Source organism: Microbacterium sp. zg.Y1084, from assembly GCF_024623595.1.
GTDB lineage: Bacteria > Actinomycetota > Actinomycetes > Actinomycetales > Microbacteriaceae > Microbacterium > Microbacterium wangruii.
Map to the genome: position 1 here is coordinate 239555 of NZ_JANJGV010000003.1, position 12665 is coordinate 252219.

General features: G+C 72.7%; 9 protein-coding genes. 7 read left to right on the forward strand and 2 right to left on the reverse strand.

Annotated features, from left to right (window positions below):
* The first annotated feature begins 3 nt into the window (after positions 1-3).
* Positions 4-288 (forward strand): DUF2277 domain-containing protein, encoded by a 285-nt coding sequence (locus tag NQ165_RS05625; protein WP_257526156.1) that lies wholly within the window; start codon positions 4-6, stop codon positions 286-288.
* Here NQ165_RS05625 and NQ165_RS05630 read toward each other — a convergent pair.
* Positions 267-1616, reverse strand: coding sequence for a nitrate/nitrite transporter (locus NQ165_RS05630; RefSeq protein ID WP_257526155.1), 1350 nt, complete (start codon positions 1614-1616; stop codon positions 267-269). The two genes, NQ165_RS05625 and NQ165_RS05630, sit on opposite strands and share 22 nt — an antisense overlap.
* A 65-nt stretch (positions 1617-1681) precedes the next feature.
* On the opposite strand from NQ165_RS05630, the gene NQ165_RS05635 reads away from it, so the two are divergent.
* The 5 genes from NQ165_RS05635 (at position 1682) to NQ165_RS05655 (ending at position 6816) form a co-directional block, all read left to right on the forward strand.
* A complete protein-coding gene (locus NQ165_RS05635; protein ID WP_257526154.1) occupies positions 1682-2830 on the forward strand; it encodes an exonuclease SbcCD subunit D in 1149 nt (382 codons plus the stop codon).
* Positions 2827-5817: an SMC family ATPase gene (locus NQ165_RS05640; RefSeq protein ID WP_257532002.1), complete on the forward strand. Its 2991-nt coding sequence runs from the start codon at positions 2827-2829 to the stop codon at positions 5815-5817. The genes NQ165_RS05635 and NQ165_RS05640 overlap by 4 nt, the downstream gene beginning before the upstream one ends.
* 9 nt (positions 5818-5826) lie before the next feature.
* Positions 5827-6006, forward strand: coding sequence for a hypothetical protein (locus NQ165_RS05645; RefSeq protein ID WP_257526152.1), 180 nt, complete (start codon positions 5827-5829; stop codon positions 6004-6006).
* Positions 6007-6019: 13 nt separating this feature from the next.
* Positions 6020-6148, forward strand: coding sequence for a hypothetical protein (locus NQ165_RS05650; protein WP_257532004.1), 129 nt, complete (start codon positions 6020-6022; stop codon positions 6146-6148).
* Positions 6149-6237: 89 nt separating this feature from the next.
* Complete coding sequence (locus NQ165_RS05655) at positions 6238-6816, forward strand: hypothetical protein (protein ID WP_257526150.1); 579 nt, start codon at positions 6238-6240, stop codon at positions 6814-6816.
* Positions 6817-6894: 78 nt separating this feature from the next.
* Here the strand turns inward: NQ165_RS05655 and NQ165_RS05660 are convergent, their stop codons facing one another.
* Positions 6895-8973: an NAD(+) synthase gene (locus NQ165_RS05660; RefSeq protein ID WP_257532006.1), complete on the reverse strand. Its 2079-nt coding sequence runs from the start codon at positions 8971-8973 to the stop codon at positions 6895-6897.
* 160 nt (positions 8974-9133) lie between these two features.
* On the opposite strand from NQ165_RS05660, the gene NQ165_RS05665 reads away from it, so the two are divergent.
* On the forward strand, positions 9134-12655 hold the full coding sequence (locus NQ165_RS05665) for a bifunctional RecB family nuclease/DEAD/DEAH box helicase (protein ID WP_257526148.1): 3522 nt from the start codon (positions 9134-9136) through the stop codon (positions 12653-12655).
* Positions 12656-12665 lie beyond the last annotated feature (10 nt).

Genomic DNA, 12665 nt, shown 5'->3' on the forward strand with positions numbered 1-12665 from the left:
CGCATGTGCCGCAACATCCACACGCTCCACAACTTCGAGCCCGCCGCCACCGACGATGAGGTGCGCGCTGCGGCGCTGCAGTACGTGCGCAAGATCTCGGGCGTCACCAAGCCTTCCCGGGCCAATGCGGCGGCGTTCGACCGGGCCGTGGACGAGATCGAGCACGCCACGCGCCACCTGCTGGCGGACCTCGTCGCCGTGGCGCCCCCGAAGAACCGCGAGGAGGAGGCGGCGAAGGCTCGCGCCCGTGCCGAGAAGTCCGGGCGCTACTCGCCCCGCGTCGCCTGAGGCCGCCGCCGGCGCGGCCGCGGCGCGTCGAGGCCGATGTGGATGCGGGTGCGCTTGCGCTCGACGACGATGAACGCCGTCCCGACGATCCACAGCGGAACCTGCACGAGGAACGCCAGACGGAAAGCGTCGAGCGTGTAGGTCGCGGGCGTGCCCGCGCCCTGCAGGTCGAGTGCCACGCCGATGAGGAAGATCGCGATCAGCGACGCGAGGAAGCCGCCGGAGTTCGTGATCCCGGTCGCCGTGCTGAGCCGGTGCGAGGGGTTGTGGGTGCGGGCGTGGTCGAAGGCGACCATCGATGCCGGTCCGCCCATCGCGAGCGCCACCGCCAGTGCGAGCAGCAGCCACAGGGGTGAGGCGCCGGGCTGTGCGATGACGACGAGCCACACCAGCGCCTGCACGGCGATCGACGGCAGCACGAGGGCGCGCGAGCGCAGCGTCGGCACGCGGCTCGACAGCGACCCCATGACGGGGCCGATGAGGATGCCGGACAGCACGTACACCGTCGTCACGACGGCCGCCTCGCCCTGCGTCAGCCCCTCACCGGCGGTGAGGAAGGGGAAGCCCCAGAGCATGACGAAGGCCGATCCGGCGAACGGCGTGGTGAAGTGCGACCAGAACGCCAGCCGGGTGCCGGGGTGCGACCAGGCGGCACGGATGCCGACGCGGTTGTCCACGGCGGAGGTGACCACCCGGATCGATCCGGTGTCGGTGTCGACGGTGACGTCGGAGTCGAGGTCGGGTGGGTGGTTGCGGATCACCGCGAAGACGAGCACCGCGAAAAGGACGCCGAGCCCGGCGACGCTGCCGAAGGCCACCGACCAGCTCGTGGCGTGCAGGAGCGCCGCCAGCGGCACGACCGCCACGATCTGCCCCAGCTGACCGACGATCCCGGTGACCTGCACCATCACGGGTCCACGCTGCGCGGGGAACCACGTGGCGATGAGCCGCAGCACGCTCGGGAAGATCGCGGCATCCCCTGCGCCCAGCAGCATGCGCGCCGCGATCGCGATGCCCACGTTGGGTGACAGCGCCATCACGAGCTGCCCGACGGCCATGAGCACCATGCCCGCCGTGATGAGGGGTCGGGCGCCGTACCGGTCGAGCATCAGTCCCACGGGGATCTGCATCGCGCCGTACACGCCGAGCTGGATGACGGCGAACATCGACAGGGTCGAGGCGTCGATGTCGAAGCGGTGCGCGGTGTCGACGCCCACCGCCGACAGCGACGTGCGGTTGACCACCGACAGGATGTAGGCCGCGACGCCGACGGCCCAGATCGTCCAGCTGCGCCACGAGGGGGCGGAGGCGGGGAGCACGGCGGTCACGGCGGAACCAGCCTACGCGGGCGATCCTCCAGGAGGATGTCGGAAGCGCCGATTACCGTGAAGGCATGCGCATCCTGCACACCTCCGACTGGCATATCGGGCGCACCTTCCACGGGCACGCGACCCTCGATGCCCTGCGCGTCGTGCTCGACGCGATGGTGACGCAGGTGCGCCAGAACGACGTCGACGTCGTGATCGTCGCCGGCGACGTGTTCGACTCGGCCACCCCGGCCGCCGCCTGCTACGCACTGCTCACCGACACCCTCGTCGCGCTGGCCGACGCCGGCGCTCAGGTCGTCGTGACCAGCGGCAACCACGACTCCGCCGCCCGGCTCGGCTTCCAGTCGGCGCTGCTGCGCGAGGGCATCCACGTCGTCACCGACCCGCAGACCGCCGGCACGCCGCTCACCTTCACCGACGCGCACGGTGCCGTCCACGTCTACGCGCTGCCGTTCCTCGAGCCTGCGCTGCTGCGGCATGTGTGGCCGGGTGTTCGGTCGCAGGCCGATGTCATGACCCACGCGATGCACCTGGTGCGGACTGATCTCGCCGAGCGCGGCGGGCGCTCGGTCGCGGTGGCGCACTGCTTCGCCGCCGGCGTCGAGCCGACGCCGCACCTCGAGCGCGACATCCAGCAGGGCGGGCTCGACGTCGTGCCGCTGTCGGCGTTCGACGGCGTGGACTACATGGCCCTCGGCCACATCCACGGGCGCCAGCGCCTGTCCGATGCGGTCCGCTACGCCGGCGCCCCGCTGCACTACAGCTTCGGCGAGGGCGACAAGCCGCGGGGGTCGTGGCTGGTCGAACTCGGCGCCGCCGGTCTCACCGAGGTCACCTGGCTCGAGCTGCCCGTGCCCCGCCGGCTGGTCACGCTCACCGGTCCTCTCGACGAACTGCTCGCCGACGAGCGCTTCGCCGTGCACGAGGATGCCTGGGTGTCGGTGGAGTACACCGACCCGCTGCCGCAGCGCGATCCGATGCGCCGGCTGCAGCAGCGCTTCGCCCACTGCGCGTGCGTCGCCCACCGACCCGCCGAGACGATGCCCGACGACGGCCGCAGCTACTCGCAGCGGGTGCGCGCCGCGCGCAGCGACCGCGAGCTGCTCGACGTGTTCCTGCGGCACGTGCGGGAGGGGGAGGGCGCGAACGACCGCGAGAGTGCGCTCATCGACGACCTGCTCGACGACCGCACCCTCGCCGAGGCGGCGACGTGAAGCTGCACCGGCTGGAACTGACGGGCTTCGGGCCGTTCCTGGCCACCCAGACGGTCGACTTCGACGCGTTCGACCGTGACGGCATCTTCCTCATCTCGGGTCGCACCGGCGCGGGAAAATCCAGCATCCTCGACGGGGTGAGCTTCGCCCTGTACGGCAGCGTGCCGCGCTACGACTCCGGCGACAAGCGCCTGCGCAGCGATCACTGCACCCCTGACGACCCCACCGAGGTGCGGCTGGAGTTCACGGTCGCCGGCCGTCGGTGGCGGGTCACCAGGGCGCCGGAGTACCAGCGGCCGGCGCGGCGTGGTGGGGGACTGACCACCGAGCCGACCCGCGCGACGCTCGAGGAGCAGGTCGCGGGGGAGTGGGTCGGGCGCGCCGCGAAGCCGCGCGATGTCGGGCTCGCCCTCGACGAGATCCTGGGCCTGAACGCCCAGCAGTTCCAGCAGGTGATCCTGCTGGCGCAGAACAAGTTCTCGCGCTTCCTCCTCGCCTCGGGAGCCGAGCGCCAGCCGCTGCTGCGCACGCTCTTCGGCACCCGGCGATACGAGGAGTACGTGCGCGTCCTCGCCGAGCGCAGCAAGGAGGCCGCGAGGAGTCTCGACACGCTCGGGGAGCACGCCCGCACGCTGCTCGACCAGGCCGAGCGCCTCATCGCCGAGCACGCGCTCGCCGGTGAAGGCGGGGTGCCGACCGATCTCGCCGGGCGCCGCAACGCCGCAGAGCGGGCCGTCCGGCGTGCCGACTACCGGCAGGAGACCCTCACACGCGCGCGGGCGGATGCCGACGCCGCGTTCGCTGCGGCGACGGCGGCTCATGCCGAGCGCGTGGCCCTGGCCAAGGCGCACGCCGACCTCGCGCAGGCCCGCGACCGGCTGGCATCCCTCGAGGGCGATGCGGAGAGCATCGCCTCCGACCGCATCACGATGGAGCGCGCCCGCGCAGCCGAAGCCCTGCGCTCGGTGCTCGACATGGCGACCCGCACGGCGCAGGCCGCTGCCGAGGCGACGTCCGCGGCGACCCAGGCCGACGAGGCATGGGCCCTCCTGGCCTCCGACCCCGAGGCAGACCTCGCCGTCGTCGAGGAACAGCTCACCGGCGACCTGGCGGTGTGGGCCGCCGCCGCGGCCCAGGAGTCCGCGCTCGCCGACCGCGAGGCCGAGCGTGCCGCTGCCCGAAGCCGGGTCGCCGTGCTCGAGCACGAACTCGCGACGCTCGACGAGCAACGTGCTCAGATCCCCGCCGAGCTGACGCGGCTGCGCGACCAGCTCGCCGATGCGCGCACGCGCGCCGCCGTTCTCGCGGGCGCGACCGCTCACCGTGACGGCCTCGCGGCTCGCGTCGCCGCGGCCAGGGAGACAGAGACGCTCGGGGTCGTGCTGCGCGAGGCCGATGCCGCCCATCGCGACGCCGCCGCGCTGTCGGCCGCCGCGGCTGCCGGTGTGGCGGTGCTGCTGCAGCGACGACTCGACGGCTACGCCGGAGAGCTTGCGGCCGCGTTGATCGACGGCGAGCCGTGCGCCGTGTGCGGTGCCACGGCGCACCCGGCCCCCGCCGCGCGCGGCGACGAGCCGGTGACGGATGAGCTGCTGGCCGAAGCAGAAGCGCAGCGCGATGCCGCACTGGCAGCCGAGCGCGCCGCGTCGGACGCTGCGCGCGCCGCGCGTGACGCGCACGCTCACGCGGCCGCGCGAGCCGGCGGCGAGGGCGTCGAGTCCCTCGAGACACAGCTGGCGGCCGCCGAGGCCGCTGTGGGCGCCGCCGCTGCCGCTGCCGGTGAGGGTGACCGCCTCGACGCGCAGTGCCGGCAGCTCGAAGAGCTCGAAGCCGTCTCGCTCACGGCGCGCGACGGCCTGGCCGCCGACCTGAACTCGGCACGTGAAACCGCCGCAGCGCTGGACGCGACCGTGACGGCCATGGGTGAGACCATCGCGGCCGCACGGGGGGACCACCCCACCGTGGCCGACCGTGTCGCCGTGGCCACGGCGCAGCGAGACGCCGCCCGCGCGTGCCGTGCTGCCCGCGCCACCGCTGCTCGCGCCGTGGAAGACCGTGACGCGGCGGTCGCCGAGCGAGACGCCCGCCTCGCGGCATCCGTGTTCACCGACGCCGACGACGCCGCGGCGGCGCTGCGCGACGATCGTGTGGTGCGGGAGCTCGTCGACCGCATCGGCGCTCACGACGCAGCTCTGGCCGCCACGCGCCAGCGCGCCCTCGAACTCGAACTGGAACTGGCCGGGGCGCCCGATGAACCGGTGGATCTCGCGGCGTCTCAGGCCACGGTCGACGCGGCCGACGCCACTCGTTCGACCGCCATCGCCGCCGAGCGCGACGCGCAGAACGTCGCCGCGCGGCTGCGCGACCTGCTCGTGCAGGCCGACGACGCCTATGCCGCCGTCGCCGCCCACGCAGAGGAGGCCGAAGCGGTGCGCCGGCTCGCCGACACGGTGGCCGGGCGTGCGCCGAACACGATGAAGATGGACCTCGAGACGTTCGTGCTCGCCGCCGAGCTCGAGGAGATCGTGGCAGCGGCCAACGTGCGGCTCGGGGAGATGTCGGCGGGGCGCTACACCCTGCACCACACCGACGCCCGCGCGGCCCGGGGTGCCGCGTCCGGGCTGGGCATCGAGGTGCTCGACGCGCACACCGGCCGCCTGCGCCCGCCGCAGTCGCTGTCGGGGGGCGAGACGTTCCTGGCCTCCCTGGCCCTGGCGCTGGGCCTGGCCGAGGTCGTCACCGCGCGCGCCGGGGGACTGCGGTTGGACACGCTGTTCATCGATGAGGGATTCGGCTCACTCGATGCCGACACGCTCGAGCTGGCGATGCGCACCCTCGACGAACTGCGCGCCGGTGGCCGTACCGTCGGCGTCATCAGTCACGTCGAGGCGATGAAGGAGCAGCTGCCCGCTCAGCTGCTCGTCGAAGCGACCCCCCGAGGCCCCAGCGTGATCACCCAGGACGCGCCCGTCCCGGCGGCCTCGTAAGCTGGGGGGATGAACAAGAGCACACTGTGGACCGTCGTCGGTGTCATCGTCGCTGTCGTGATCGCCTGGGTGCTCGTGGAGGTGCTGGGCGCCTTCCTCGTGTTCGCGTTCAAGCTGGCCATCGTCGCCGTCGTCGCGGTGATCGTCTTCCTCGTGCTGCGCGTGGCCTTCTCCGGCTCGCGGCGCTGAGCGGAGGTCCGCGGTGAGTTCGGTCGACCCTGAGAAGAACAAGCCCTCTCCGGCCCGTATCGGCGTCTGGCTCGTCGTGGGCGCCATCGGCGTGTACATGCTCACCTCGGGGGTCATCGGGATCCTCTCCGGCGGCAGCTGAGCCGGCGGTATTCACGGCCCGGCCCCGTGGCCCCGGGGCGGGACCTGGGCGAAGATGGTGGACGGCTTCGGCCGGAGAAGAGGAATGACATGGAATCCGTCCTGCTCGAGACGCCTGAGGCGATCACTGCCCGGCTGGGCTGGGACCCCGCCGTCAGCGTGCACGATCGACGGCGCATCCTGACGCGCGAGATCGTCGCGAAGCTGCAGAAGTGCGAGCCCCACGAGATCCGCGTCGAACGCGAGCCCCCGCGAGGCTACGGCTACCACACCCGCCTCATCGCCTCCCGCGACGGCGTCGAGCTGCCGTACGAGGTCAAGACCGCCAGCTATCGCTCCGCCACGGTCGTCGCCGTCGCCGATCCGGCGCTGCCGCTGGGACTGGACGTGCGGGACATGCACCCGGATGCCGCTGACATCCACATGATGCAGAAGCACTCGCACCTGTTCAACGAGGACGACATCCCAGCGCTCCTGGACCACTGGACGAAGGTGCAGGCCGTGCTCGAGGCCGACGGGCGCGGCGTGCGCGTGGCGGCGGAGCGGGTGAAGCTCGACGCGGCCAGGCGCAAGGGATGGCTTCCTGACCGCAAGCTCGGCTACCACCTGCTCGACGCCTCCCGCGATGGGTGGATCATCACCATCGCCTACGGCGCAATGCCCGTCTGACCCTCCCTCACCGCCACGCACCTCGCGGCGCCGCAACGCACCCGGCGGCGCCGGCCGGCGGTGCCGGCCGACCGCTGACTACCTGTCGGTCAGCGCGGCGTCGAGTTCCGCGAGCCAGGCCCGCGCGTTGCCGTCGCTGGGCGCCCGCCAGTCGCCGCGGGGCGAGAGCGAGCCTGCCGCGGCGACCTTGGGGCCGTTCGGGATCGCCGACCGCTTGAACTGCGCGAAGCCGAAGTACCGCTGCAGGAAGACCCGCAGCCACCGCACGATCGTCTCGCGGTCGTAGCCGTACCGCTCTTCGGCGGGGAACCCGGGCGGCCAGGAGCCGGCATCCGGGTCGGCCCACGCGTGCTCGGCGAGGAACGCGATCTTCGAGGGGCGCAAGCCGTAGCGCAGCACGTACGCGAGGGTGAAGTCGTGCAGCGCGTACGGGCCGATCGTGTCCTGCGTCGACTGCACCTTGCCGTCTTCGCCTGCGGGCACCAGCTCGGGGCTGATCTCGGTGTCGAGCACGGAGCGCAGCACGGCGACCGCATCGTCGGACAGCCGGGTCGCAGCGTCGTCGGCGGTGCCGCCGCTGCCGGGCCGGTGCGCGATCACCCAGCGGATGATGTGCTGGATCAGCGTCTTCGGCACACCCGCGTTGACGGCGTAGTGGCTCATGTGGTCGCCGACGCCGTAGGTCGCCCAGCCGAGCGCGAGCTCGGACAGGTCGGACGTGCCGATGACGATGCCGTTCTCGCGGTTGGCGATGCGGAAGAGGAAGTCGGTGCGGACGCCGGCCTGCACGTTCTCGAAGGTGACGTCGTACACCGGCTCGCCGGAGGCGTAGGGGTGCCCGATGCCCTTCAGCAGCTCGTTCGCCGCGGGACGGATGTCGATCGTCTGGATGCTGGCGCCGATCGCCTCGGCGAGGGCGATCGCGTTGGACTTGGTGTGCTCGCTCGTCGCGAACCCCGGCATCGTGTAGGCGAGGATGTCGCTGCGCGGCCGGCCCATGCGGTCCATCGCGCGCGCGACGACCAGCAGGGCATGGGTGGAGTCCAGCCCGCCGCTCACGCCGATGACAGGGCGCGGCCCGCCGATCGCGCGCAGGCGCTGCTCCAGGCCCGACACCTGGATGTTGAACGCCTCGTAGCAGTCCTGGTCGAGGCGGGCCGGGTCGTCGGGCACGAACGGGAAGCGGTCCAGGGGCCGGCGAAGTCCCACATCGGTCGCCGGCGGGTCGAGGAACAGCTCCACCGTGAGGAACTCGCCGCCGTCGGCGAGACGGTTGTCGTCGAACGTCCCCTGCCGCAGGCGCTCCTGTCGCAGCCGGTCGAGGTCGACGTCGACGACGGTGCGGCGCGGCCCTTCGGGGAAACGCTCGGTCTCCCCCAGCAGCGCGCCTGCCTCGTAGACCATGGTCTGGCCGTCCCACGACACGTCGTTCGTGGACTCGCCCATGCCGGCGGCGGCATACGCGTACGCGGCGAGGCAGCGCAGCGACTGGGACTGGCAGAGGATCTTGCGATCGTCGGCCCGGCCGATCGTGATCGGACTGCCCGAGAGGTTGGCCAGCACCGTCGCGCCGGCCAGCGCGGCCCGTGACGACGGCGGGATGGGCACCCAGACGTCTTCGCAGACCTCGGCGTGCAGCACGAGCCCCGGCACATCGCGCACCTCGAACAGCAGGTTGTTGCCGAACACGGCTTCATGGATGCCGATGCGGATCGGCTCGCCCGACCATGCCTCTCCCGCCGCGTACCAGCGGCGCTCGTAGAACTCCCGGTACGTCGGCAGGTACGACTTCGGCGCGACCCCGACGACCTCGCCGCGGTGGATGACGACGGCGCAGTTGTAGAGGCGGTTGCGATGGCGCAGCGGCGCCCCGACGACGAGCACGGGGAAGAGGTCGACGGATGCCGCGACGAGGCGCTCGATCGCGCGCTCCACGGCATCCAGCACGGCGTCCTGCATCACGAGGTCCTCGATGGCGTACCCGGTGAGGCAGAGCTCGGGGAAGACGGCGACGGCGACGGTGTCGTCGTGGCACCCCCGCCACGACTGCAGCACCGACTCGGCGTTGGTGGCCGGGTCGGCCACAGCCAGGGGGATCGTGCACGCGGCGATGCGGGCGAACCCGTGACGGTAGACGCTCTCGAAGGGGAGGCTCATGGCTCCAGTCTGGCAGGGTGCACGCGCGGTGCACGGAGAGGGTTGCGCGTCGCTGCCGGAGGCGGGCTCGCCGGGATCGTTCGCGACCGCTCCTCAGGCGGCCCGGGGCGCCGCGCTCGGTGTCCGAACCCGCGGCTAGGGTCGAAGGCGAAAGGGGAACATGCGATACATCGAGGACGAAGCCCGAATCGTCTGGAGCGCGAGCGACCTGAAAGCGGCCGCGGAATGCGAGTTCGCCTGGCTGCGCGCCATCGACGCGAAGCTGGGACGCATCGCCGCCGTGGACGAGGTGGAAGACCTCACGCTCGAGCGCGCCGGCCGTCTCGGCATCGCGCACGAGCTGCGCGTGCTCGACGACTACCGCCGCGCGTTCCCCGGCAGGGTCATCGAGATCCCCGAGGCGCGGTCGAGCGATGCCGCGGCGCTCGCCGATGCGGTCGCGCTCACCCGAGAGGCGCTGCGCTCCGACGCCGCCGTCATCTACCAGGCCGCGTTCGCCGCACCCGATTTCGTGGGCTTCGCGGACTTCCTCGTGCGCGACCCCGCCACAGCGGACGCCGACGGCCACGGCCGCTGGGTCGTTCAGGACACCAAGCTCGCCCGGCACGCCCGGGTCACGGCGCTGATGCAGCTCGCGGCCTACGTCGTGCAGCTCGACGCGCTGGGGGTCGCGCGGGCCGACCACGTCGAGCTGCTGCTCGGCGACGGCACCACGTCGCGTCACGCGGTGCGGGACCTGCTGCCGACGTTCCGCCTGCGCCGCGCCCGGCTGCTCGCGCTCATCGCCGACCGCGACGTCGCCGCCGGCGCGGCGGGTGCGCCGATCGCCTGGGGAGACCCGCGTGGTGAGCTGGGCGTCATCGCCTGCGGGCGCTGCGCCACCTGCGACCTGGAGGTCATCGCCCACCGGGATCTGCTGCTCGTGGCCGGCATGCGGCCGGTGCAGCGCGACCGGCTGCGGGCCGCGGGCGTGACCACGATCGACGCGCTCGCCGCCGCCGACGAGGCTCCGCCGCGCATGTCGTGGGACACCTTCGCCAGCCTGCGCACCCAAGCCCGGCTGCAGCTGGAGAGCCCTGCCGGTGTGCCGGACACCGTCGCGGTCATCGAGCGGGCGGAGCGAGACGAGACACCGGTGCCCGCGCCGCTGCCGACCTTCGAGGTCGTCTTCCCGCAGGCGCTGGGCGCCCTGCCGCTTCCCGACGCCGGCGACCTCTTCTTCGACTTCGAGGGCGACCCGCTGTACACGGAGGGCGCAGGCACCACCTGGGGCATCGACTACCTCTTCGGCTGGGTCGATGTGCGGGAGCAGTACAGCGCCCTCTGGGCGCACAGCTTCGCCGAGGAGCGCGCCGCGTTCGAGCGCTTCCTCGATCTCGTCGCGCTGCGCCGCCGCGAGCGCCCCGGCATGCACATCTACCACTACGCGCCCTACGAGCCGACCCACCTGCTGCAGATGGCCGCTCGCTACGGCGTGCGCGAGGGCGAGGTCGACCGGCTGCTGCGCGACGGCGTCTTCGTCGACCTCTACCCGATCGTGCGCCGGGCGCTGCGGGTGGGGTCGCGGTCCTACTCGATCAAGAAGCTCGAACCGCTGTACATGGGCGCTGAGGTGCGCACCAGCGACGTGCAGCGCGGCGACGACTCCATCGTGAAGTACGTGCAGGCGCGGGCCGCTGCCGCCGACGGCGACGCCGCGGCATCCGAGGCCGTGCTCGCCGACCTCGCCGACTACAACCGCTACGACTGCGTCTCCACGCGGCGCCTCCGGGACTGGCTGGTCGAGCGTGCGAAGGACGCCGGCATGCGACCCTCGGTCGAGCCCGACCCCGTCGACGCCGGGTACGAGCCGTCGCCGCGCGCCGAGGCGCTGGGACGCCTCGCCGAAGGGCAGGCGGAGTCCGACGCGCAGGCGCTGCGCCTGGCCGCCGCCGCCATCGACTACTACCCTCGCGAGCGCAAGACGTTCTGGGCGACGCACTTCCTGCGGCTGCGCGAGCCGGTGTCGGTGTGGGCAGACAGTCGCGACGTCGTCGTGTTCGACGCCGAGCGCTCTCGCGTCGTGCAGGACTGGCACCGTCCCGAGGGCGGCCGCGTCGACCGCCGCCTGGTGGAGCTGCGGGGCGAGCTCGCCCCGGGCACGCGCCTGAAGGAGCGCGGCCGGCCCTTCGTCGTCTACGAGCGCCCCGCGCCCTTCCCCGTCGATGCCGGACCCCGCGCCCTGCATGCGGCACGCTCAGCGGAGATCGTCGAGGTGCTCGACGACGGCGTCGTCGTGAGCGAGACGCCCGTCGACGGGTTCACCTGGTCGGAGCTCCCGGTCGCGCTCACTCCCGAGGGGCCGCCCGCCGCCGGCAGCCAGCAGGGCGCCATCGACGAATGGGCCGATGCCGTCATCGCCGCCGCGCCTGCTCTGCCCGCCGATGCCGCGACCGACCTGCTGCGACGAGTGCCGCCGCGCAGCCGGTCGGGCGCGCTCGTCCGCGGCACGGGTGACATCGTGGCGGACATCACCGCCTCGATCGCCGACCTCGACCGCAGCTACCTCGCCGTGCAGGGACCCCCCGGCACCGGCAAGACCTATGTCGGGTCTCACGTGATCGCGCGCCTCGTCGCCGAGCGCGGCTACCGCGTCGGAGTCGTCGCGCAGTCGCACGCCGTCGTGGAGAACATGCTCGACCGCGTCGTCGCCGCCGGGGTGCCGAAGGCGCAGGTCGCCAAGGCGCTGAAGGATGCGCCGACGGGGGAGGAGTCCTTCACCGTCATCGCGAAGAACGGCGTGCAGGCGTTCACCGCAGAGCAGACGGCCGGGTACGTCATCGGGGGCACCGCCTGGGACTTCTGCCACCCGACCCGGGTGCCACGGCAGAGCCTCGACCTGCTCGTCATCGACGAGGCCGGGCAGTTTTCCCTGGCATCCACCATCGCCGTGTCCGTCGCGGCTTCTCGGCTTCTGCTGCTGGGCGATCCGCAGCAGCTGCCGCAGGTGAGCCAGGGCACGCATCCCGAGCCGGTGGACACCTCCGCCCTCGGCTGGGTGATGGACGGCGCCGAGGTGATCGACGCGGCCCACGGATACTTCCTGGCCCAGACCTGGCGCATGCATCCCGCCGTCGCAGGACCCGTCTCGCAGCTGGCGTACGCCGGCGAGCTGGCATCGCACCCGTCTGCCGCCGAGCGATTGGTCGGCGGCATCGAGCCGGGCGTGCACCCGATCCCCGTGCGCCACCACGGCAATGCCACCCAGTCACCCGAAGAAGCAGACGAGGTCGTGCGGATCGTCCGCGACGTCGTCGGGCGCGCCTGGACCGACGGCGCCGGTGCGCCGCCGAGGCCGCTCACCGCCCGCGACGTCATCGTGGTGACGCCCTACAACGCCCAGCAGGTGGTCGTGGAGGAGGCCCTCGCCGCGGCGGGCTTCGGCGAGGTGCCCGTCGGCACCGTCGACCGGTTCCAAGGGCAGGAGGCGGCGATCGCGATCGTCTCGCTCGCGGCATCCAGCGGACGCGATGCGCCGCGCGGGCTGGAGTTCCTGCTGCTGCAGAACCGCCTCAACGTCGCCGTCTCACGGGCGAAGTACGCCGCCTACATCGTGTACGCGCCCGGCGTGCTCGACGACCTGCCGCGTACACCCGAGGGGGTGGCCCGGCTCAGCGCGTTCGCGCGCCTGGTCGGCGCCTGAGGCCCCGCGC

Coding starts and splice junctions, on each gene's coding strand:
- NQ165_RS05645 (WP_257526152.1), top strand. CDS start 5,827: ATGAACAAGAGCACACTGTGGACCGTCGTCGGTGTCATCGTCGCTGTC.
- NQ165_RS05665 (WP_257526148.1), top strand. CDS start 9,134: ATGCGATACATCGAGGACGAAGCCCGAATCGTCTGGAGCGCGAGCGAC.
- NQ165_RS05635 (WP_257526154.1), top strand. CDS start 1,682: ATGCGCATCCTGCACACCTCCGACTGGCATATCGGGCGCACCTTCCAC.
- NQ165_RS05660 (WP_257532006.1), bottom strand. CDS start 8,973: ATGAGCCTCCCCTTCGAGAGCGTCTACCGTCACGGGTTCGCCCGCATC.
- NQ165_RS05625 (WP_257526156.1), top strand. CDS start 4: ATGTGCCGCAACATCCACACGCTCCACAACTTCGAGCCCGCCGCCACC.
- NQ165_RS05655 (WP_257526150.1), top strand. CDS start 6,238: ATGGAATCCGTCCTGCTCGAGACGCCTGAGGCGATCACTGCCCGGCTG.